Below are 24225 nucleotides of genomic sequence, written 5' to 3'. Positions count from 1 at the left end.
TAGTACGTTCGATCGTGCGAGAGTAGGAAGCTGCCAGGCTCTCTCTTTGATTTAAACTTATGCCTACTTAGCTCAGTTGGTTAGAGCACCTGACTGTTAATCAGGGGGTCGTGAGTTCAAGTCTCTCAGTGGGCGCCATTTTGGTGATTTATATATGGCCCGTTGGTGAAACGGTTAACACACATGCCTTTCACGCATGCATTTATGGGTTCGAACCCCGTACGGGTCACCATCTTAATAATTCAAGTCTCAGTTAATTCTGAGGCTTTTATTTTTTACTGATTAAAGAAAAATTTGGAGTTGAACTCCATAAAAATCGAACATTTCAAGTCTCAGAGTAATCCGAGGCTTTAATTTTTAAACATTCGTATAGATTTCCTCCAAAAACTACTGAATTCAAGTAGTAACTGTAGGATATTAGTATGAATAAAACTATCTTTCATCTTTATTATTTATAAATGTTGCACAATTAACTTCTTTTTGCTATAATAATACTGACAAAAAAATCAGTGATAAAAAAATCAGCGATAAAAATCGGCAAAGATGGTGATGCTATGTTTTATGGTAGAAAAAAGGAAATTAATCTAATAAAAAGTATATTTAACGAAAACAATAAAGCTATTTTAATATACGGAAAAAGAAGAGTTGGTAAAACTACTCTAATAAAGGAAGCTATAAAAGAATATGATTCTATTTATTTTGAATGCTTAGAAGATACAATTGAAAAGAATATTGAATCTTTTAAGGAAACTATGATTAAGCAAGGAGTGGGTGTACCTTCTTATATTTCATTTAAAGATTTTATTGATGTTTTTTCTTTTTTAGATTCATTAAATAAAAAATATGTAGTAGTTATAGATGAATATCCATATTTTAAATCACTTAATAATCCTTCCTATATTGATAGTATGTTTCAAAATGTAATCGATAATCACATAAAAAATTTAAATTTGATTATATCTGGATCTTCCATGAAAATAATGAATGAAATATTAAAAGGAGGTAATGCATTATTTGGTAGATTTAAAGAAACATTATTAATAGAAGAATTCAATTATTTAGAAGCATCAACATATTATTATAATGATTTAACCCCATATGATAAGGTCGCATTTTATAGCGTTTTTGGTGGAAGCCCATATATAAATGAATCTATTAATCCAAAAATAAGTTTAAAGGATAATATTATAAATACATTCTTGAAAAATAGTAATAATGTATATAATTATGCAGATAATCTATTATTAAGTGATTCTTCAAATAAGATTCAAGCTAAAAGAATTATAAGTACATTAGGTAATTCTAAAAAGAAGTATAGTGAACTAGAGAGCTTATTGGATAAAGAAAAAACAGGTAAAATTAATGTACCATTAAAATCACTAATTGAATTAAAACTAGTAAGTAAAGTATTCCCGATTAATAAGCCAAATGATTCAAAAAAATCGTTTTATGAAATTAAGGATAACGCAATTAGATTTTTTTATACATATGTTTATACCTACAAAAGTAATTTAGAAATATTAGGTTCAAATGCCTTTTATGATGAGTTTATTAAGAATTCCCTTAATACATATGTCTCTCATAGATTTGAAGATGTATGTAGAACTTATTTTTCATTGAAAGTGAAAAATGGTAATTTAAAAGGAATTAGAAATATTGGCACATATTATTATGATGATTCAGTTAGCAAACAAAATGGTGAATTTGATGTTGCAATTGAAACATCTAATGGTTTTGATATATATGAAGTGAAGTATTTGAAAAAGGCATTTGATATCGCAACATTGAAAAATGAATTCCTTCAAATCAAGAATATAAAAGGAATAAAAGTAAATAATATTGGATTTATTAGTGTCAATGGCTTTGATTTTAATTCAGATGAATATGAATTAATTGATGGTAGTGAATTATTCAAAACTAGTATGGAGAAATAATATATGAAAATCGTTTTAGAAGCCTTAGGATTTAAAGAAATTGAATAAGGTGTTATGTTGTACCTTACAAAAGGGACTCTCTAAACTTTGAGGTTATTTGTAGGTTGGTAAAAAACCAATCGTTTTAAAGATTTTGAAAAAAAGGAAATCAATCCCTTCCAAAAATTGGGTGGTAGATTTCCTTTTTATATTATTTGTTTATCTTTTCTTCAAATTTATTTTTATAGGATTCCTTTGGCACATCTATTGGATATTTGCCTGAAAAGCATCCATCGCAAAAATGACATTTGGAATTCTCTGCAAGATTATGAGCTCCATCTAAGGATAGATATGCTAATGAATCCGCTCCAATTACTTTAGCTATTTCATCTATTGATTTATATTTACATGCAATTAGGTTTTCTTCTGAATCAATATCTGTTCCAAAATAACAAGGGTGCTTAAATGGTGGTGCGGATATTCTTAAATGAACCTCTTTTGCACCATTATCTTTTAATAATTTAATAATATGGGCACTTGTCGTACCTCTTACAATGGAGTCATCGATTAAGATTACTCTTTTATTTTCTATTGTTTCTTTGATTACATTTAACTTTATTTTTACAGTAATATTTCTTTCTTCCTGTGTTGGCTTAATAAAACTTCTACCCATGTATTTATTTTTCACAAACCCAACACCATATGGAATCTTAGATTCTTGGGAATATCCAATTGCAGCATCAATTCCTGAATCAGGTACACCAATGACAATATCTGCATCAACAGGAGATTCCTTAGCTAGTATTTTTCCTGCATTTAATCTTGCTTTATGAACGGACGTACCTTCAATAATTGAGTCCGGTCTTGCAAAATAAATGAATTCAAAAATACATAAAGAAGAAGAGGCGTTTGGAAGAAAATCCGATTGAATTCCCTCTTTTGAAATGGTTAGAATTTCTCCTGGTTTAATATCTCTTATTATAGTACCATTAACAGCATCAATGGCACTAGATTCACTAGCAACAATATATCCTCCCGTATTTGTTTTACCTAGGATGAGTGGTCTAAAGCCATTTATGTCACGAAAAGCGATAAGCTTTTGCGAGGACATAGCAACACAAGAATAGGCACCTTTAATCTCCTTCATTGCATTTTTTATAGCTTCTTCGATAGATTTTGTTTTTAATCGTTCCTTTACAATTTGATAAGCAATATCCTCTGTGTCTGAGGTTGCTCTAAAGATAGCACCTTCAAGCTCAAATTTATGCCTTAATTCCTGTGCATTTGTTAAATTACCATTATGCACTATAGCTAGATTTCCTTTTATATGATTTACAATTAATGGCTGAATATTGTTCGTGTTATTTACGCCAGTAGTAGAATACCTTACATGACCCACAGATATATTTCCCATTCCAAGACTTGTTAGGCTTTCTTTATTAAAAACCTCGCCAACTAAACCAATTCCTTTATGGTATCTCATAATGCCATCATCGCATACAGCAATTCCACATGCCTCTTGGCCTCTATGCTGTAATGCAAATAAGCCTAAATAGGTTATATCCCCAACCATTTTAGGCTTTGGCTCAAATATTCCAAAAACTCCACATTCCTCATGTATTGAATTAAACATATAATAAACCTCTATTTTCCACTATTACCATAATTCTTTAAAACTCTAGCAGAAGGATCATTTACATTACATCCCTCCCAGTTTTTATTTGGCATCCAAAAATCCTTTACCATTTGGCTTTGGTTTGGATAGTATTTTTCAAAGATTTCTCTATATAATAAGGATTCCTTTGTGAAAGGCTTTGCATGATAATATTTATTAGATAGTGCTATAAATTCTTCATCTGTGTAGTATTTGTTTGCAAATTCCTTTAAATAATCTACCATAGAATGGCCTACAGCATCCGAAAATGCGGCTTTATCTCTTAATAGTATATCCTTGGGTAATATATTATCCTCTTCAAAGGCATGTCTTAATAGGTATTTTCCCATATTATATTTATTTAATTTTAATTCAGGGTCAATAGCCATAACATATTTAACAAAATCTAAGTCTCCAAAGGGTACTCTTGCCTCAAGCGAGTTTACGGAAATACATCGATCAGCCCTTAATACATCATACATATGAATTTCATGTATTCTTTTGATTGCTTCCTTTTGAAATTCCATAGCATTTGGTGCGTAATCTGTATATTTATAGCCAAATAATTCATCCGATATTTCGCCGGTTAATAAGACTCTAATATCCGTAGTTTCATGAATTTTTTTACATATTAGATACATACCAATAGAAGCACGTATCGTTGTAATATCATAGGTGGCTAATGATTTTATAACAAAATCTAAGGAATCGAATATATCCTCCTTTGTCATAAGGATTTCGTGGTGATTTGAACCAATAAAATCTGCGACTTTTTTTGCGTATTTCAAGTCAATTGCATCAATATCCATTCCAATTGCAAAGGTTTCTATTTTTTTATTTAATAGCTTTTGAGATATAGCACAAACCAAAGAAGAATCTAGTCCACCAGATAATAGGAATCCTATTTTTGCATCTGCATCTAATCTTTTTTCTACACCCTTTATTAATTTGTCATGGATATTTTTACATATAGTATCTAAAGAATCATTAAGAATTGTGCTTACTTTTGTTACATCATTATAGCAAACAAACTCTCCATTTTTATAATAATATCCTGGAGGGAAGGGGTAGATTTTTTCTGTTAGACGAATTAGGTTTTTTGGCTCAGATGCAAAGATAATTTTCCCAAAGGAATCATATCCATAATACAATGGTCTAATTCCAATAGGATCCCTTGCAGCAATGATTTCTTTTGTATTTGCATCATAAAGGATTAAAGCAAATTCAGCATCTAACATGGACAAGAAATCTATTCCATATTCCTTATATAACGGAAGAAGAACCTCGCAATCGGAATTGCTTTTGAAGGTATATCCTTTTTTTATTAGATTATCCTTAATTTTTTTGAATTCGTAGATTTCTCCATTACAAACCAAATATGTATCGTCTAGATGAAATGGCTGCATACCAATTTCAGATAATTCCATAATTGCAAGCCTATGGAATCCTAAATAGCAATCATCAATTGTTATTATTTTAGACATATCAGGACCCCTAGATATTGTTTTATCGAATCCCTCCTTAAATGCCAGAATAGGCATTTTTCCTAAATATCCCATTATAGAACACATAATAATACTCCTTTTATAAAACAGTTAAGTGTGCCTATAGAATAGGGCACACTTAATTCTTTTTATTCAACATCTAATAAGGCATCAGGACCAGTTTCACCAGTTCTAACCTTAACAACATCCAAACAGTTATATACAAAGATTTTACCATCGCCGATATGACCGGTATATAATACCTTTCTTGCAGATTCAATAACCTTTGATGCAGGTATATTTGCAACTACGATATCGACTTGAATCTTTGGTAATAGGGTTGGTTCAATTTTTATTCCACGATAATATTCTGGAGCGCCCTTTTGGATACCGCAACCCATAACATGAGATACGGTCATACCTGTAATACCAATACTCATGAGTTCATTTTTAAGAGCTTCAAACATTCTTTCCTTACAAATGATTTCAATTTTTGTAATAATTTTATCTCCAGGCTTAATGACATCTACTTGAGGTATAGTTTCAACTTTTATTGCCTCAGATGCCGGTACATCCCCTGTGACTTGTAATACTGCATCTCCATAATCAAAGGATTGAGGAGCCATTTGGAATCCTGCATAGGCAGTTACTAATCCATGCTCGGTTAAATCTAATCCTCTAATTTCTTCCTCAGGTGTAGCTCTTAGGAATGGAGTTACACCATCATGTCTTTTGATTAGCTTCATTACACCAAAGATTAAGAATGCCCATGCGGCAGTCCAAGCACATACAGCTAGGATACCAATGGTTTGAATTCCAAGCTGAGCGAAGCCATGACCATAGAATAATCCTGTATTTGTTGAGAATAATCCACATGCAAAGGTTCCCCAAACTCCATTTAGGAAGTGTACAGAGCATGCACCAACAGGGTCGTCAATGTGACAAACCTTATCGAAAAATTCAACACCAAACGTTAATATAAAGCCTGCAACAATACCAATAGAAATAGAACCAATAATATCAACTCTTGAGCAGCCTGCAGTAACAGCAACTAAGCCGGCTAATGAGCCATTTAGTGTCATAGAAACATCTGGCTTTCCATTTCTAATCCAAGTTATCATCATTACGGTAACCGTTGATAGTGATGCAGCAATTGTTGTTGTCATAAATACCTGACCCATGCCCTCATATCCATCCCAGGATGTACATGCTGCTGGATTGAAGCCATACCAACCAAACCATAGAATGAATACACCAAGAGCACCCATTAATACATTATGTCCTTGAATTGCATTAATTTTTATAATTTTTCCGTTTTCATCCTTAACATATTTTCCAATTCTTGGTCCAACCATCCATGCACCAATTAAAGCGGTTAAACCTCCAACCATGTGAATCGAACAAGAACCGGATAAATCGATAAATCCTTGCGCAGTTCCATTCATTAGTCCCCAATTTATAGCAAGCTGTTGAAGCCATCCATTATTTCCCGCTCCCCAGTTCCAATAAGCTTCTACTGGATATACAATAGCAGAAATAATCATAGAATAAATACAATAGGCTTTAAAATTTGTTCGTTCTGCCATTGCCCCAGAAACGATAGTAGCAGTAGTAGCACAGAATACTAAATTAAAAATGAAATCGGTCCATCCGGCCCATGAAGCGCCTTCGCCAAACATTCCTTTATAGACTTGACCAATATCTCCAAACAGCCCACCTGCAATTGCATTTTCTGCACATAGAATTGGCCCACCAATTAATATGAATGTGATTGTACCCAAGCAAAAATCCATTAGGTTTTTCATGGTAATGTTACCTGTGTTTTTTGCTCTTGTAAAACCAGCCTCACACATTGCAAAGCCCGCTTGCATAAAGAAGATCAAAGCAATAGCAATGAGTTTCCAAATCTGATAATCCCACATAAATAATCCCTCCAAAAATTATTATTTTACGCTATATAGCAAATCACCATAGGATGGCACTGGCCAATCCTTTCTATCCATATCTACTTCAATAGAATCAATGATATCTCTAGCCTCTTCCATTAGAGGAAGAACTTTTTCCATGTAATACATAGAAAGTTCAGTACAATCTTCAATAGATTTTGTATGCTCTAATACCTTTTCAAGATTAATTTTTGTATCATATGCATTCTGAAGTCCATTGGAAATTTTAATTAATAGCTCAAGCTCATATGTAGTATTTACACCAATAGATTTCTTTATAGATAAGGATTCAGCTAATTTTTTAGTGTAATTTGAAATGGCAGGTAAATAATCCTTATTTAGCATATCTAAGCATGTTAATGCTTCAATGTTTACAATTTTTGAATAATGCTCCTGTCCTATTTCATATCTTGCATGAATTTCATTTAAAGTATAAATGTCATGAGATGTAAATAAATTAATATTTTTCTCATGAAGATAATATTGTAATGCTTCAGGTGTTGATTTTAAATTCAATAAGCCTCTTTCTTTAGCTTCTTTTACCCAAGAATCATCATACCCATTGCCATTAAAGATAATTCTCTTATGATTCACAATGGTTTCTCGAATTAGATCATGTAACTCCTGATTAAAGTCTTTAGCCTTCTCTAATCGATCCGCAAATTGCTTTAATTCCTCCGCAACTGCAGTATTTAGCATAATATTTGCGCAAGAAATGGAATCCGATGAGCCTAATGCTCTAAATTCAAATTTATTACCAGTGAATGCAAAAGGAGATGTTCTATTTCTATCTGTTGTATCCTTTGGTAGAGGAGGTAATACATCTGCCCCAATCTTTAGGAATGTCTTTCCATTTGTTTTTAAAGGACTTCCAGATTCTATAGAATCAATGACCGCCTGTAAATCAGAACCTAAGAAGATGGAAATGATTGCAGGAGGTGCCTCATTTGCACCTAAACGGAAGTCGTTTGAAGCACTTGCAACAGAGATTCTTAATAAATCCTGATATTCATCAACGGCTTTAATAACAGATACTAAGAATAATAAGAATTGTGCATTCTCACTTGGAGTATCACCAGGCTCTAGTAAGTTTATTCCAGTATTCGTAGATAATGACCAGTTATTGTGCTTACCAGAACCATTAACACCTTTAAATGGCTTTTCATGTAATAAGCAAACAAGATTATGCTTTTTTGCAATTCTTTGCATTGTTTCCATAGTAATTTGATTGTGGTCTGCAGCAATATTTGTTGTCGCAAATATTGGAGCTAATTCATGCTGTGCTGGCGCTACCTCATTGTGCTCAGTTTTCGCAAGAATACCTAATTCCCATAATTCTTGATTTAAATCATTCATGAAAGCTTGAATTCTAGGCTTGATAGAACCAAAATAATGATCATCAAGCTCCTGCCCCTTTGGTGCCATTGCCCCAAATAAGGTTCTACCTGTATAAATTAAATCCTTACGCTTTTCGTATACTTCCTTATCAATTAGGAAATATTCTTGCTCAGGCCCTACCGTTGTTTTTACAGAAGTAGCACTTACTCCAAATAACTTTAATACTCTTAATGCTTGCTTATTCAAAGCCTGCATAGACTTTAATAATGGAGTCTTTTTGTCTAGTGCCTCACCACCATAAGAGCAGAATGCCGTTGGAATGCATAAGCATTTATCCTTAATAAATGCATAAGATGTTGGATCCCATGCGGTATATCCTCTAGCCTCACATGTAGCTCTTAAGCCTCCCGATGGGAAGGATGATGCATCAGGCTCTCCCTTAATTAATTCCTTGCCCTTAAATTCCATAATGATCGATCCATCTTCCTCTGGAGAGATGAAGGAATCATGCTTTTCTGCAGTAGAACCAGTCATAGGCTGGAACCAATGTGTGTAATGTGTGGCTCCGTTTTCAATTGCCCATTCCTTCATTGCTTGCGCAACAGAATTTGCAACGCTAATGTCTAATTCACTGCCTTCGTTAATTGTCCTCTTTAATTTTTTATATACATCCGAAGACAATTTTGATTTCATTACTTTGTCGCTAAAAACGCGACAGCCAAAGTAATCTGTAACTTGTTTCATATAAACCTCCTAAAAAATAAAAAGGGCAAGAGGGCCTCAATACCTTGGCCTCCTTGCCTTTATGCACCCATTATAAACCTCTAAAATTCTATTGTCAATTTGTTTTTGAATAAAATTTTGCAATTAATGCGTTTTTGATTCAAAAACTATACAAAATTAGATTTTATACACGAACAAAATTCAAAAAAAAGTTAAAAAAATGAAATTTCTATATTGATAATTTAAAGAAATGATGATAAACTCTTTGTATATTTGATAAGAAAATGGCATTTTTTCAAATTATATTTCGAATTTTGCTGATTTCTTGTTTTAAATTCACATAGAAGGAAGTGGCATTTTATGAAAAGCATGGATAAAATTCATATAACTATATTATCGGATTTAAATAATTTCAAAAAGAATATGTATTCTATCATCTCATTGTTGCCGCTTAAAGGAGTTTTAAGCTCCACTATAGATTCTATCTATGAAATTAAATCTATATTGGATGAAAAGAGAACAAATGTAATCATTATAAATAAAACTGTTTATACGAAAGAGGAAATGGATTATTTATTAGCCCTAGAGTATAAGGAAGTATCTGTTGTGATGATTATTGATGCATATTTTAAGTATGAACCATTCTATCTTAACTGTGATAAAGGATTTATTACGATAAGAAGACCAATAAGCATAAATAAGTTCTTGGAGGTATTAAAAATAGCCTTATATGGAAGCATAAAAAAGAAGAAGACTTTGGATTATGAAAAAATAAGAGCATTAGAGTTTGCAAAGACAATTCTAGTGGTATATGAAAAAATGTTTGAGGATGAAGCTCATAAATATGTTGAAATGATGGCAATGAACCAAAGAGTTTCACTCTATGATGCTTGCTTAGAGCTTATTGTTAAGTATTTATTGGAAAAGGAGAATATAGTTTATGAACATAAAATTAAATTCTAATTTTGATCAATTATCTGAAAATTATTTGTTTTCAGAAATTAATAAAAGAGTAGCAAAATATAAGGAATATAATCCCAATAGAGATATTATTAAGCTTGGAATTGGCGATGTTACCTTACCCTTAGGTAAGAATGTTATTGAAGCATTAATCAATGCATCTTGTGAAATGGGAAAGAAGGAAACATTTAGGGGCTATCCACCAGAATATGGATATAATTTTTTAAAGGAAGCAATCTTGAAGTATTATAAAAGATTTCATGTAGATTTAGATTTAAATAGTGTTTTTATTTCTGATGGTGCGAAATCTGATTTAGGAAATATAGTGGATATCTTTGGAGATAATCCGATTTATATTCCTAATCCTGTATATCCAGTTTATTTAGATTCCAATCGAATGAGTGGAAGAGAAATATACTATATGGTTGGAAGTGAGAACAACAATTTCTTACCACTACCTAAGGATAATATGAAGGAATCTAGTATTATTTATTTATGCTCACCGAATAATCCGACAGGTAGTCTATATAATCAAGAGGAATTAAAAAAATGGGTTGATTTTGCTAACAAGAATGGATCATTAATCATTTATGATTCAGCATATGAAGCTTTTATTGATGATGATAAATATCCTCATTCAATATACGAAATAAATGGTGCGAAGGATTGTGCAATTGAAATTTGTTCATTTTCTAAGCAAGCAGGATTTACAGGTCTAAGATGCGGATGGACAATTATTCCAATCGAATTAGAAAGTGAAAATCATAAAATAAATAAATTATGGGAAAGACGTCAAGCAACAAAATTCAATGGTGTTTCTTATCCAGTTCAAAGAGCTGCAGAGGCAGCACTTAGTGACGAAGGCATTTTAGAATGCAAAAATAATATTAATTATTATATGGAAAATGCTAAATTATTATCCAATTTATTTGATGAAAAGGGTATCTATTATACAGGAGGTAAGAATTCACCATATATTTGGTTCAAGTGTCCAAATGGAATGAAATCATGGGATTTCTTTGATTATTTATTAGAAAATGCAAATGTAGTTGGAACGCCTGGAGCGGGTTTTGGTACATTTGGTGAAGGATATTTTAGAATTACATCTTTCAATACTCACGAAAAGACAAAAGAAGCAATTGAAAGACTAAAAAAAGTGTTGTAATCGGAGGCATTGTATGGCTAAAAAGACCAAATTTATATTTGTTACAGGTGGAGTTGTATCAAGCCTTGGAAAAGGTATTGCAGCATCTTCAATTGGAAGAATATTAAAAAATAGAGGCTTAAAAATTTTTATGCAAAAATTCGATCCATATATCAATATGGACCCAGGTACAATGTCACCATATCAGCATGGTGAAGTATTTGTTACAGATGATGGTGCTGAAACGGATTTGGATTTGGGTCATTATGAGAGATTTATTGATGAAAGCTTATCTCAAAATTCAAATATAACTACTGGTAAAATTTATTCAAATGTAATTTCAAAGGAAAGAAAAGGAGAATATGCAGGTGGTACAGTACAGGTAATTCCTCATATAACAAATGAAATAAAGGATAAATTAAAAAAGGCTGCTTTGGAATCGAATGCCGATATAGTTATAACTGAAATTGGTGGTACAGTTGGAGATATTGAATCCTTACCATTTTTAGAGGCTATTCGACAGGCGAGAAGAGACTTTGGTTATGAAAATACATTATATATTCATAATACATTAGTTCCATATTTAAAGGTTGCTGACGAGGTAAAAACTAAGCCTACGCAGCACTCCGTAATGGAATTAAGAAAAATAGGTATACAACCAGATATTATTATTTTAAGAACCGAAGTTCCTCTATCGGATTCACATAAAGAAAAAATCGCATTATTTTGCGATGTAGATAAGAAAAACGTAATAGAAGCATTAGATCAAAAAATCATTTATAACGTAGCTAAAAGCTTACATGAACAAAAAATTGATGATATCATCTTAGAACATTTCAAATTAAATGCTAAAGAAGCTTGCATGACGGAATGGTATCAATTAATTGAAAGAATAGAGAAATTAAATGGTGAAATAAAAATCGGATTAGTAGGTAAATATGTAAGCCTACATGATGCATATTTATCCGTTGCTGAAGCACTAAAGGCTGCAGGATATTATTTTTATAAAAAAATTGTAATTGATTATATTGATTCAAGCCTAATTACTGAAGGTAATGTATCACAAAAGCTTGCGAATTTAGATGGAATTATAGTTCCTGGTGGATTTGGTGATAGAGGAATAGAAGGAATGCTTGAGGCAATAAAATATGCAAGATTAAACAATATTCCACTATTTGGTATTTGCTTAGGGATGCAACTAATTTGTATTGAATATGCAAGAAATGTAATCGGATATATAGATGCAAATTCAGGTGAATTTGATAAAACAACGAAGCATAATATTATAGATTATTTAGAAAACCAATATGACGGTATTAATGTAGGTGGAACATTAAGATTAGGCTTATATGACTGCCATATTTTAGATAATAAAACAAAAGCTTTTAAAGCATATCAAAAGGAAGATATTAAAGAAAGACATAGACATAGATATGAATTTAATAATAAATTCTTAGAAGTATTGAATAAGGATTTAATTATTTCAGGTAAAAATTTACAAGGGAATTTAGTGGAAATTGTTGAATTGAAAAACCATCCTTGGTATGTAGGATGTCAATTCCATCCTGAATTCTTATCAAGGCCTCAAAGACCTCATCCATTATTTAGAGATTTTATTGAAGCCGCAATTAAAAAAAGCGAGGCGATTTAGATGCAAGATTACCCTAATAAACAAGGCTTATATGATCCAAGCTACGAGCATGATGCTTGCGGTATTGGAGCAATAGCTCAAATTAAAGGTATAAGAACTCATAAAACAATTAAAGATGCGCTTGATATATTGATTCATCTTGAGCATAGAGGTGGTACAGGTGCCGAAGATAATTCAGGTGATGGTGCTGGTATATTATTTCAAATACCTCATAAATTCTTTAAAAATGAAATATTAAGCTTTGATTTGCCTGATGAATATGATTATGCCGTTGGTCAATTGTTCTTATCCAAAAATGAAACATTAAGATGGGAAGAAATTGAATTAATTAATGAAGGATTAAAAAATGAAAATTTAGAAATATTAGGCTATAGAAAGGTACCAGTAGATACAAAAGATATAGGAAAAACAGCATTAGCTGCAATGCCTTATATAGCTCAAGTATTTGTAAAAAGACCAGAAAATACGGAAAGAGGATTGCCATTTGAAAGAAAATTATATTTAGCAAGAAGAGTAATTGAAAAAATGGCAATTAAAAATAATTCTAGATTATATTTTTGTTCTTTTTCATCAAGAACAATAGTTTATAAAGGAATGCTTGTATCTACACAGGTTAGAAATTTCTTTTTAGATTTATTAGATACAAAGGTTGAATCAGCCATCGCATTAGTTCACTCTAGATTCTCGACGAACACATTCCCATCATGGGATAGAGCTCATCCAAATAGATTTTTATGCCATAATGGTGAAATAAACACAATTCGTGGAAATGTGAATATGGTTAAAGCGAGAGAAGGATTATTTAAATCCGAATATTTTGGTGATGATTTAAATAAAATAGTTCCTATTATTCCAAAGGAATCATCAGATTCAGCTATGTTTGATAATTTCTTAGAATTTATGTATTTAAATGGTAGAAGTCTAGAAGAAACGATTATGATGATGATACCAGAACCCTGGGAAAAGGATAATGAAATGGACCCAGATTTAAAGGCATTTTATGAATTTAATTCAACATTTCAAGAGCCATGGGATGGCCCCGCATCCATTATATTTTCAGATGGTGTTAAGGTAGGTGCTTCCCTAGATAGAAATGGCTTAAGACCATCAAGATACTATATTACTAAGGATAATTATTTAGTATTATTTTCTGAGACTGGTTCTCTTCCAATCGATGAGGCGAATATAGTAGAAAAGAAGAGATTAGAGCCAGGTAAAATATTATTAGTTGATACAGAAAAAGGAGAAATAATATCGAATGATATTATAAAAAAGGAATATTCAACGAAATATCCATATAAAAAATGGAATGAAAAAATAATAAGATTAGAAAAGCTTAAAAATGAAAAAGAAATAAAAGCGGATTATGATATTGATCTTTTAGAAAAGAAGGTTGGATATACATACGATGAATTAATGGAAAGCATTATTCCATTTGCGACAAACGGGACAGAAAAGGTTGTATCCATGGGTAATGATATGCCTTTAGCTGTATTAATGAATAAAGAATTTAATTTATTCCAATTCTTTAAACAGAGATTTGCTCAAGTGACGAATCCCCCAATTGATTCAATTAGAGAAGAAATTGTAATGTCTACTATCAACTATTTAGGCTCTGAAGGAAATCTATTAAATCCAACAGAAAATAATGCTTTTAGAATTAAAATTAATACTCCATTATTGAAAAAGGAAGAATTTTATAAGATTAGAAATGCATATAAATATGGTATTAAGGATGAAATAGTGTCCATAACATATGATTATAAGAATGAATCAATGGAAGATGCACTAAATAGAATATTTAGAGAATGTGATTTAAAAATTGATTCAGGTGCTTCAATTCTAATTTTATCCGATAGAAATCAAAAGGGTATTCCAATACCATCCTTATTAGTATCAAGTGCTATTCATCAGCATCTAACGAAAACATCAAGAAGAACACGTGTATCTTTAGTCTTAGAATCCGCTGAGCCTAGAGATGTTCATCATTACGCAACATTAATTGGATTTGGTGTCAATGCGATTTATCCATATTTAGTATATGAAACAATCGAATTATATACAAAAAGAGGATATATAACATTAGATTTAGAAAAATCTATCGATAATTATATTAATGGTGTTATTCATTCTATATTAAAAATCATGGCAAAGATGGGTATTTCAACAATTCAATCCTATAATGGTGCTCAAATTTTTGAATGCTTAGGATTAAATGATGATCTAGTATCAAAATATTTCACGAATACACCATCATCCATTGGTGGAATTGGATTAAAAGAAATAGAAGAGAATACGATTAAAGTTTATAATAAAGCTTTAGAAACGAAATCGGATACATTAGAATCCATTGGATTACACGGCTTTAGAAAGAATCAAATGGAGCATATATATGATCCGCTTGCTATAATGCATCTACAATATGCTTGTCAAAATGGTAGATATGATGAATATAAAGAATTTACTAAATTAATAGATAAAAAGGTTATTAATATTAGAAATACATTTGATTTAAAATATACAAATGCAATTTCAATTGACGAGGTTGAATCCGTAGATTCCATTGTAAAAAGATTTAAAACTGGCGCTATGTCCTATGGTTCAATATCTAAAGAAGCACATGAATGTATGGCAATAGCTATGAATAGACTTCATGCGAAATCAAATACTGGTGAGGGCGGAGAAGAAAGAGAAAGATATTTCAAATTAGATAATGGTGATTCTAAGTGTAGTGCAATCAAACAGGTTGCATCAGGTAGATTTGGTGTTACTATTGAATATTTAACAAATGCAATTGAGATACAAATTAAAATGGCACAGGGTGCAAAGCCTGGTGAGGGTGGACAGCTTCCTGGTGCTAAGGTATTCCCATGGATTGCAAAAGCAAGAAATTCAACTCCAGGTGTATCCTTAATATCACCACCACCTCATCATGATATTTATTCGATTGAGGATTTAGCGCAATTGATATTTGATTTAAAGAATGCAAATAGACGCGCAAGAATATCCGTTAAATTAGTATCTGAATCAGGAGTTGGTACAATCGCTGCTGGTGTTGTAAAGGCTGGTGCGAATACAATATTAATTTCAGGCTATGATGGTGGTACAGGTGCAGCACCTAGAACATCCATCTATAATGCAGGTATTCCTTGGGAAATCGGCCTTGCTGAAACACATCAAACATTAGTAATGAATGGCTTAAGAGATAGAGTAAGACTAGAAACGGATGGTAAGCTTTTGACGGGTAAAGATTTAGCTATCGCTATCCTTTTAGGTGCAGAAGAATTCGGATTTGCGACAGGACCATTAATCGCTATGGGCTGTATAATGATGAGAGTATGTAATCTAAATACTTGTCCTGTAGGTGTTGCAACTCAGGATGAAAAATTAAGAGCTAGATTTAAAGGCAAGCCTGAATATGTAATGAATTTCATGAAATTTATCGCATCAGAATTAAGAGAATATATGGCATTATTAGGCTTTAGAACTATTGATGAAATGGTTGGTCATACGGAATTATTATCCTTAAAGGATGAATTTAAAAATAAAATTGATTCTAGAAAAATGTTATTTAATAGAGATGTTGTGAATAAAGAAAGTATATTTAAGGCTTATAAAGCAAATGATTTATCGAATACATCAGATTATAGAGTTTTATTACCTTTATGTAAGGATGCAATATTAGGTGGTTTAAGTAAAAGAATTGATTTAGAAATCTCAAATGTAAATCGTTCCTTTGGTACAATGCTATCGAATGAAATAACGAAAATACATCAAGATAAAGGATTAAAGGATAATTCAATTATTATTAACGCATATGGAAATGCTGGAAATTCATTTGGTTGTTTATTAACTAAAGGTGTAACTATTCATGTTTATGGTGATGCAAACGATTATTTCGGTAAATCCTTATGTGGTGGTATTTTATCCGTAATGCCTACAGATAAAGCAACATTTAAGCCTGAAAACAACATTATTTGTGGTAATGTTGCTCTTTATGGTGCAACATCTGGTGAATGCTATTTAGAAGGTATTGCCGGAGAAAGATTTGCAGTAAGAAATTCAGGCGCGAGGGTAGTAGCATTAGGCTGTGGTCAGCATGGATGCGAATATATGACAGGTGGTGTAGCTGTAATTTTAGGCCAAATTGGGAAAAACTTTGCGGCAGGTATGTCTGGTGGTGTTGCATACATCTATGGACAAAATAATAAAAAATATATCAATGATGAATTGGTTTCTATCTTAGATTTAAATGATGAGGATGAAAATAAATTAAAAGAAATTTTAAAGAATCATATTCATCATACGAATTCTAAATATGTTAAAGATATTTTAAAGAACTTTAATAAGAATGATTTTATTAAGGTTTTACCTAATGATTATGCAAAAATAATGGAATTCATTTCAGAATTCAAGAAGCAAGGATCAACAAATCCTGAATTAGATGCATTTAATAAATTAATGGAGGAAAGATGATGGGAAAGCCAACAGGTTTTATGGAATTTAAAAGGCTAAATAAGGATGAAATAAAAGTTGAAGAAAGAATTAAAAATTTTAACGACTTCCATATTTTTTTTGATTTAAATATACAACGACAACAGGCTTCACGCTGCATGAATTGTGGCGTTCCATTTTGTCAATCTGCCATGAAGGTGAATAATAGAAATGTTGGATGCCCATTATCGAATCTAATTCCCGAATGGAATCATTTAATCTATTTAGGCTTATATGAAGAAGCTTATAAAAGATTAGAAATGACTGCCCCATTTCCTGAATTTACAGGTAATGTATGTCCTGCTCTTTGTGAAGCATGCTGCTCATGCTCAATTCATGATGATGCAGTAGGAATTAAAGCCAATGAATTATTTTTAATTGAAGAAGCCTATAAAAATGGCTGGATTAAGCCTAATAAAAATATAAAAAGAAATGGTAAAAGAGTTGCAGTAATTGGTTCAGGCCCATCAGGCTTATCCTGTGCTAAAAAGCTAAATGATAATGGTTTTTCTGTTACGGTTTATGAAAAAAGTGATCGATTTGGTGGCTTATTAATGTATGGAATTCCCAACATGAAATTGGAAAAGCATATCATTGAAAGAAGAATTAATTTATTAAAGGAAGAAGGTATAGTATTTATTAAAAATACGAAAATAGGTAAGGATTTATCTACATCAAAGCTTCAATCATCCTTTGACGATATAGTATTTGCCTGTGGTACATCAGCTCCAAGACCATTAGTTTGTAAAGGATGCGATGCAGATGGTATTTTATATGCATTAGATTTCCTTAAGCAAACCACAAAGGATTTATTAGAAGAAAAAGATTTTAAATACAATTTAAAAGATAAAAATGTGATTATAGTAGGTGGTGGAGATACTGCAAATGACTGTTGTGGTACTGCAGTAAGAGAGCAAGCTAAATCCGTAACTGAACTTGAAATAACAAAAGAACCTCCACAGAATAATACATTACCTTGGCCGAATTATCCTAATAAAAAGAAAACAGATTATGGTGTTTTTGAATGTAATACAATTTATGGAAAAGATATCAGAAAATATGAAACTACAATAGATGAGGTTATTAAGGATGATCATAATCATATTGTTGGTGTAAAAAGTAAAAAGGTAAAATTTGAAAATGGTAAAATTGTAGATATTCCTGATACTAAAGAATATTTCGATTGTGATTATTTAATAATCGCAATGGGCTTTTTAGGGACTAGCGATTGTGATGCCAAAGAATATAATATGATAACAAATAGAAATAGAATTCCTCTTCATGATTTTAATTATGATGATAATATTTATGTTTGTGGCGATATGAAAAATGGTCAATCCCTCGTTGTAGTTGCAATTAAAGATGGTATGGATTGTGCGAATAAAATTATAGAAAAGTACAGGTAGTTTTATGGAAAAGAAAGCATTTGTAACTAAAGAATTAATTGAAGAAATAACGAAAACATATCCTACTCCTTTTCATATTTATGATGAAAAGGGAATAAGAGAAAATGTTAGAAGATTAAAAAAGGCTTTTTCTTGGAATAAAGGTTATAAGGAATATTTTGCTGTAAAAGCAACACCCAATCCATATATTTTAAAAATATTAAAAGAGGAAGGCTGTGGTGTTGATTGCTCATCCTTAACAGAATTAATGCTATCTGATATAGTTGGATTTAAATCGGATGAAATTATGTTTTCATCAAATGTTACTCCAAAAGAAGATTTCATGTTAGCTAGAAAGCTAAATGCCTATATTAATTTTGATGATATTACTCATATTGATTATTTCAAAGAAATAGCCCCTTTTGCTCTTACAATGTGCTTAAGATATAATCCAGGGGGAGATTTCACATTAAATAATGAAATAATGGATACACCTAAGGATGCCAAATATGGAATGACTAAAGCACAAATGAAAGAGGCAATCCTAAAGCTAAAATCCTATGGTGTTAAGCATTTTGGTATTCATGCCTTTTTAGCATCGAATACTAAGGATAATGGATATTATCCAAAGCTTGCTGCAATATTATTTAATTTAGCTGTTGAATTAAAAAAGGATTGTAATTGCCATATTTCATTTATTAATTTATCCGGTGGTGTTGGTGTAGATTATAAGCCAGAAGAACCAAGAAATGATATTGAAATAATTGGTGAGGGCGTAAGAAAAGCATTTGAGGAAATACTAGTTCCAAATGGTATGAATGATGTAAAAATCTTTACTGAGCTAGGTAGATTCATCTTAGCCCCATTTGGTCATTTAGTTGCTAAAGCAATACATGAAAAGCATATATATAAGGAATATATAGGATTAGATGCATGTGCTGCAAATCTAATGAGGCCTGCAATGTATGGTGCATATCATCATATAACTGTACTTGGTAAGGAAAATGAAAAATGTGATCATAAATATGACATAACAGGTGGTTTATGTGAAAATAATGATAAATTCGCAATAGATAGAATGCTTCCTAAAATTGATATTGGTGATTATATTGTTATTCATGATACAGGAGCTCATGGCTTTTCAATGGGATATAATTACAATGGTAAATTAAGATCTGCTGAATTATTATTAAAAGAAGATAATACTGTAAAGCTTATAAGAAGAAAAGAAGAACCAAGTGATTATTTTGCAACATTGGATTTTAAAGAATTTAACAAAAATTAAAAACATATAACTTTACCTAAAACCAAAAATATATAATGCGTTAGTGGTATTATTTTATAGGAATCTTCAAGATATCCAGGGGGTTAACAAGATTAGCTCAAAAGAAATAATACCATAGTTTGATTAATAGTTTTCTAGTCTTTTTAGCTAGAAAACTCTTTTTGTTTTAGGTGTTTTTATGCTCGCACAAAAAACAATTTCTCTAGTGGAAAGGAATTAAAAATTTGGTATTGCCTGTTCGGGGCGAACAAGTTTATTATCAAATTAAGAAGGGATATGAATGAAAAAACACTAGAGAAGGTCACAGGATTAAGTAGGAGACAAATCATAATGCTGCAAAAGACTTGTATTAAAAGAAAAAACAAAATAGTAGTAGGTATAAGCTATGAATATACGGATGATGAGGTTGAACAGTTTATACTTGCAAAGATGTTTAAGGATTGTGGCTATAATTATCCGGAAATTAAAAAAGAAATGGATAATTATGCAATCCATAAGGTTGAAGTTTTAGATAAAGCAATATCTAAAACAGAATCAAAAATTAAAGACTTAGAAGAAATTTTAAAAAGAGTAAATGAATTTAAAAAGAAAGTAGAGGATTAAAGAAATGAAGAAAAAAATTATTCTAGGATTGATGCTTGCCTCAACATTTGCATTAGCATCATGTGATTTATTCAGTGAGGGTAGTAGTCTCACTACCCAAAAGACTACGGATACAGCTACAACTAAACCATCAAAAACAGAAGATACTACTCCATCCATACCTTCAACTAAAAAAGAAATGAAGTATGAAGTAGGTGTTGCTACAATTGATTCTTGGACGAATAGTATTGGCAGTTCTTGGGTAAAAATTGCTGTTCCAGTAAAGAATACTGGAGATGTAGACATTTATCTAGGTGATATGTCCGCTGATATTGAATCATCAACTGGAAGTTTGTTAAAAACTATATCCATGATAAATGCTTATCCGGATTATATTAAACCAGGTGAAACAGCATATTATTATGATGAGACTAGTGCTTCCTTTGATACAACAGGAATTAAAGTAGTACCTCATGTTGATATTCATAAATCTTCTAATGAAGTAATTCGATATGATATTAGTGATGTTTCAATTACTGAAGATAGCTTAAGTGGTGTTAAGGTAATGGGAAGAATAGAGAATAAAACATCTAAAAAAGGAACATTAGTGTATGTTGCTGCAAATCTATTTGATTCAAATGACAAACTCATTTGTAATTGTTTCACTATTCTAGATAATGATTTAAATGCTTTTGATAAGATAGGATTTACATGCTCACCATTTGCATATAGAGAAGTGAAACCATCTGATGTAGCTAGATATGAAATCTATGCCTATCCAACTCAATTTAATATAGATTTTAGTTTTTAAAAATAATAATCCTGAAAGCATTATAAGCTATCGGGATTTGTTTTTTCCTAGAAGAATCAAGTAAATGTCGTAACATAGGTGCTATGTATCCGAACTACTTTAAAGAAAAAGGCTTAATATCGTAAGGGGGGATGCTTCCTCGAATGGTTCACCATCTGAATTATTCTTTGCAAAGATGCTTAATTTAAAATATAGGATATATTTATGCAAATTTTTAAAATAGATAAAGAATGATATTAACTTAATGCACGCAAAAGTGTTGCAATATGACACATTTGTGTTAAAATAGTTAATGAAGGTGATATATATGTTGGAATATATTCCATATTGTTTTTCTAAAAAAGATATAATTGATAATTTTAAAGATAAGACACAATTTGATAATTGGTTAAGAACAAAAATTAAAAATGGAGTTATAAAAAAAATCCATAATGGTTTATATGTAACTGTTGATTCAATGAAAAATATAAATGCTACTAAATATGAAATTGCATGTAAAATTTCTGATTCAGCTTTTTTATGCTATCACTCTGCTTTAGAATATTATGGTTTAGCTAACCAGGTTTTTAATGAATTGGTTGTTGGCAGTATAACCAGGTTTAATCATTTTGAGTTTGATGGTATTAATTATTTTTGTAAACAAACTAATCATCAATTTGAGATTAATAATTTAATTAACGAAAAAATAAAAGTAACATCTATCGAGAGAACATTAATTGATTGTATAGATGATATAGATTTAGCTGGTGGTATCGAAGAAGTATTAAATGCATTAGAAAATATAAAAGGTTTAAGTGAAAACAAAATAATGAATATTTTGGCTAATTATAATAAAGTGATTTTATATCAAAAAGTTGGATATATTTTTGAACAATATAATGATTATTTAAAATTAAGCGCTTCTTTTTTTGACCATTTACAAGAACATCTAACGAATCAAGTAAAGTATTTTTTAAATGATGATTATAATAATGTTGAATATAATGCTAAGTGGAAGGTAATTGCTCCAAGAAATTTAAGAAATAAATTGAGGGAAGGATTATAATATGAAGTTTTCTAAACAATATCTTAATGAATTATCATTAAAAACAAACTTTATTAAAGATAATATTGAAAAGGTATTAAGGTTAACTGAAATACTTAAGTATATTAATTATGAATCTAAATATAAAGATAAATTTGTATTAAAAGGTGGCACTGCTATAAATTTATTGTTTTTTAATATGCCAAGATTATCAGTTGATATAGATTTGGATTTTTCTGAAAATCTTTCTAAAGAAGAAGTAGAAAAAGTAAAATCAGGTTTTTCAAGTGATATAGTTAATCATATGAAAAAAAATGATTATTCTTTAACCTCAAATATTAGGGAGCATTTCGCGTTAAGCTCTTTTGAATTTTCTTATATTAATAATAGTGGTAATAGAGATAATATTAAAATAGAAATAAACTATATAGATAGATGTCATATATTACCTTTTTAAAGAAAAAAGATTAAATGTGAATTTATTGATGAAAACTTCGAGGTTTTAACGCTTAACAAAATTGAACTTTTCTCTAGTAAAATCAATGCTTTAATATCTCGTTCTACACCAAGAGACTTGTATGATGTGTATAAGATGATAGATTCTAATATTATTAGCAATATAGATTTATTAAGAAAATGTACGATATTTTATAATATGATTGGTGGTAATCAAAATATTATAAATTTAGATTACAATAATATCTTTAAAATTGATTTTAATAAAATAAAAAGACAATTAATACCAGTATTATCTAAAAAAGATAATTTTGAATTAGATAATGCAAAAGAAATAGTAATTGAATATTTAAAAAAATTATTCACTGTAAATGAATCGGAAAAAGAATTTATTGAACTATTTACACAAAAAATATATAAACCAGAATTGTTATTTGATAATGAAATATCTGAAAATATTATTGATCATCCTATGGCAAAATGGCGTTGCAAATGATTTTTTAAGCATTAGGGGTTCCTCTAATGATGCCTATGGTTTACCATCTTAATAATTCATTGATTTCCTCCAAAAACTACTGTATAATAGTAGTAAAAGGAGGGAATTTTTATGATTAAGACTATTGATATGCTTTTATATGAATATAGAGAATATTCTAATATTTATAACAAAATTGCAGTTGAAGAGAAAAATAATAACTTAATTAAGCTAAAAAGAGGTCTTTACGAAACTAATAAAGATGCAGATCCATTTACAATAGCTAATGTTTTATTATCTCCATCATATATTTCCTTTGAAACAGCTTTAGCTTATTATGGTATGATTCCTGAAAGGGTATATGCTATTAAATCAGCTTCGTTTAAGAAAAATAAGAAAAAGGAGTACAAGAATGCTTTTGGACTTTTTTTATATCAAGATATTAATTCAAATGCTTATCCATATGATATTAATGAAATTGAAATAGATGGAACCAAAGTGATGATTGCATCAAAAGAAAAAGCATTACTTGATATGTTATCTATAATATCTCCAAGGAATAACAAAAAAGAATTGTTAGATTTATTATTTGAAGATTTAAGAATAGATGAAGTTATATTTGATGAATTGGATAAAAGTAAACTAATTGAATTATGTGATTTATATCCTTCTAAAACATTGCATTTATTAAAAAAATATATAAAAAATAAAGTATAAATTGTATGATAAAGAAATTGAAAAATATTGATGAATATATATATTTTATAAACAAAATAAATTCAACAGATAATTATTCTGATCCTATGCTTTCGAATGAAGTTCAAATAAAGAATAATTTACTTGAGTCAGTCAACAAAAAAGATAATATTATTTTTGGAATATTTGATCATAATATTAACA

At 30.4% G+C, this 24225-nt stretch carries 15 protein-coding genes, 2 tRNA genes and 1 pseudogene; 14 read left to right on the top strand and 4 right to left on the bottom strand.

Going from position 1 to position 24225, the window contains the following annotated elements; all coding sequences use genetic code 11:
* Positions 1-61 precede the first annotated feature (61 nt).
* The 3 genes from SPJ17_RS00680 to SPJ17_RS00670 all read left to right on the top strand — a co-directional run bounded on the left by SPJ17_RS00680 (position 62) and on the right by SPJ17_RS00670 (position 1934).
* Positions 62-138 (top strand) — tRNA-Asn (locus SPJ17_RS00680).
* Between the two features lie 18 nt (positions 139-156).
* Positions 157-232: transfer RNA gene (locus SPJ17_RS00675), tRNA-Glu, on the top strand.
* Between the two features lie 322 nt (positions 233-554).
* Positions 555-1934, top strand: a complete 1380-nt coding sequence (locus SPJ17_RS00670; RefSeq protein ID WP_321091755.1) for an ATP-binding protein — start codon at positions 555-557, stop codon at positions 1932-1934.
* Positions 1935-2124: 190 nt separating this feature from the next.
* On the opposite strand, the gene purF is transcribed toward SPJ17_RS00670, so the two are convergent.
* The 4 genes from purF to SPJ17_RS00650 all read right to left on the bottom strand — a co-directional run bounded on the left by purF (position 2125) and on the right by SPJ17_RS00650 (position 9079).
* Positions 2125-3546 carry an amidophosphoribosyltransferase gene (gene purF, locus SPJ17_RS00665; RefSeq protein WP_321091753.1) on the bottom strand — a complete coding sequence of 474 codons (1422 nt, stop codon included), beginning with the start codon at positions 3544-3546 and terminating at the stop codon, positions 2125-2127.
* An 11-nt stretch (positions 3547-3557) separates the two neighbouring features.
* Positions 3558-5138 (bottom strand): asparagine synthase B, encoded by a 1581-nt coding sequence (asnB, locus tag SPJ17_RS00660; protein WP_321091751.1) that lies wholly within the window; start codon positions 5136-5138, stop codon positions 3558-3560.
* Positions 5139-5200: 62 nt separating this feature from the next.
* The gene (locus tag SPJ17_RS00655; RefSeq protein ID WP_321091749.1) at positions 5201-6973 is read right to left on the bottom strand and encodes an ammonium transporter family protein; all 1773 of its coding nucleotides are present in this window, start codon (positions 6971-6973) and stop codon (positions 5201-5203) included.
* Positions 6974-6994: 21 nt separating this feature from the next.
* A complete protein-coding gene (locus SPJ17_RS00650) occupies positions 6995-9079 on the bottom strand; it encodes a glutamine synthetase III (RefSeq protein ID WP_321091747.1) in 2085 nt (694 codons plus the stop codon).
* A 339-nt stretch (positions 9080-9418) separates the two neighbouring features.
* On the opposite strand from SPJ17_RS00650, the gene SPJ17_RS00645 reads away from it, so the two are divergent.
* The 11 genes and pseudogenes from SPJ17_RS00645 to SPJ17_RS00595 all read left to right on the top strand — a co-directional run bounded on the left by SPJ17_RS00645 (position 9419) and on the right by SPJ17_RS00595 (position 24042).
* On the top strand, positions 9419-10021 hold the full coding sequence (locus tag SPJ17_RS00645; protein WP_321091744.1) for an ANTAR domain-containing protein: 603 nt from the start codon (positions 9419-9421) through the stop codon (positions 10019-10021).
* Positions 9999-11183: an LL-diaminopimelate aminotransferase gene (locus tag SPJ17_RS00640; protein WP_321091742.1), complete on the top strand. Its 1185-nt coding sequence runs from the start codon at positions 9999-10001 to the stop codon at positions 11181-11183. The genes SPJ17_RS00645 and SPJ17_RS00640 overlap by 23 nt, the downstream gene beginning before the upstream one ends.
* Before the next feature lie 13 nt (positions 11184-11196).
* Positions 11197-12813, top strand: a complete 1617-nt coding sequence (locus tag SPJ17_RS00635; protein WP_321091739.1) for a CTP synthase — start codon at positions 11197-11199, stop codon at positions 12811-12813.
* Positions 12814-17289: a glutamate synthase large subunit gene (gene gltB, locus SPJ17_RS00630; protein ID WP_321091737.1), complete on the top strand. Its 4476-nt coding sequence runs from the start codon at positions 12814-12816 to the stop codon at positions 17287-17289.
* Positions 17286-18713: a glutamate synthase subunit beta gene (locus tag SPJ17_RS00625; protein WP_321091735.1), complete on the top strand. Its 1428-nt coding sequence runs from the start codon at positions 17286-17288 to the stop codon at positions 18711-18713. Before gltB ends, SPJ17_RS00625 begins: the two co-directional genes overlap by 4 nt.
* Before the next feature lie 4 nt (positions 18714-18717).
* Positions 18718-19977 (top strand): diaminopimelate decarboxylase, encoded by a 1260-nt coding sequence (locus SPJ17_RS00620; protein WP_321091732.1) that lies wholly within the window; start codon positions 18718-18720, stop codon positions 19975-19977.
* A 330-nt stretch (positions 19978-20307) separates the two neighbouring features.
* Positions 20308-20580 (top strand): hypothetical protein, encoded by a 273-nt coding sequence (locus SPJ17_RS00615; RefSeq protein WP_321091730.1) that lies wholly within the window; start codon positions 20308-20310, stop codon positions 20578-20580.
* A gap of 4 nt (positions 20581-20584) precedes the next feature.
* Entirely contained in the window at positions 20585-21370 is a 786-nt protein-coding gene (locus tag SPJ17_RS00610) for an FxLYD domain-containing protein (RefSeq protein WP_321091728.1), read from the top strand.
* A gap of 307 nt (positions 21371-21677) precedes the next feature.
* Entirely contained in the window at positions 21678-22415 is a 738-nt protein-coding gene (locus SPJ17_RS00605) for a hypothetical protein (RefSeq protein ID WP_321091726.1), read from the top strand.
* Between the two features lies 1 nt (position 22416).
* Positions 22417-23346 (top strand): annotated as a pseudogene (locus SPJ17_RS00600) (nucleotidyl transferase AbiEii/AbiGii toxin family protein).
* A gap of 111 nt (positions 23347-23457) precedes the next feature.
* Complete coding sequence (locus SPJ17_RS00595; RefSeq protein ID WP_321091723.1) at positions 23458-24042, top strand: hypothetical protein; 585 nt, start codon at positions 23458-23460, stop codon at positions 24040-24042.
* Positions 24043-24225 lie beyond the last annotated feature (183 nt).

It is taken from the genome of Anaeroplasma sp., assembly GCF_034179385.1.
GTDB lineage: Bacteria > Bacillota_I > Bacilli_A > Acholeplasmatales > Anaeroplasmataceae > Anaeroplasma.
The sequence above is the reverse complement of the archived record's forward strand: the minus strand, read 5'-3'. Positions and strand labels throughout refer to the sequence as shown.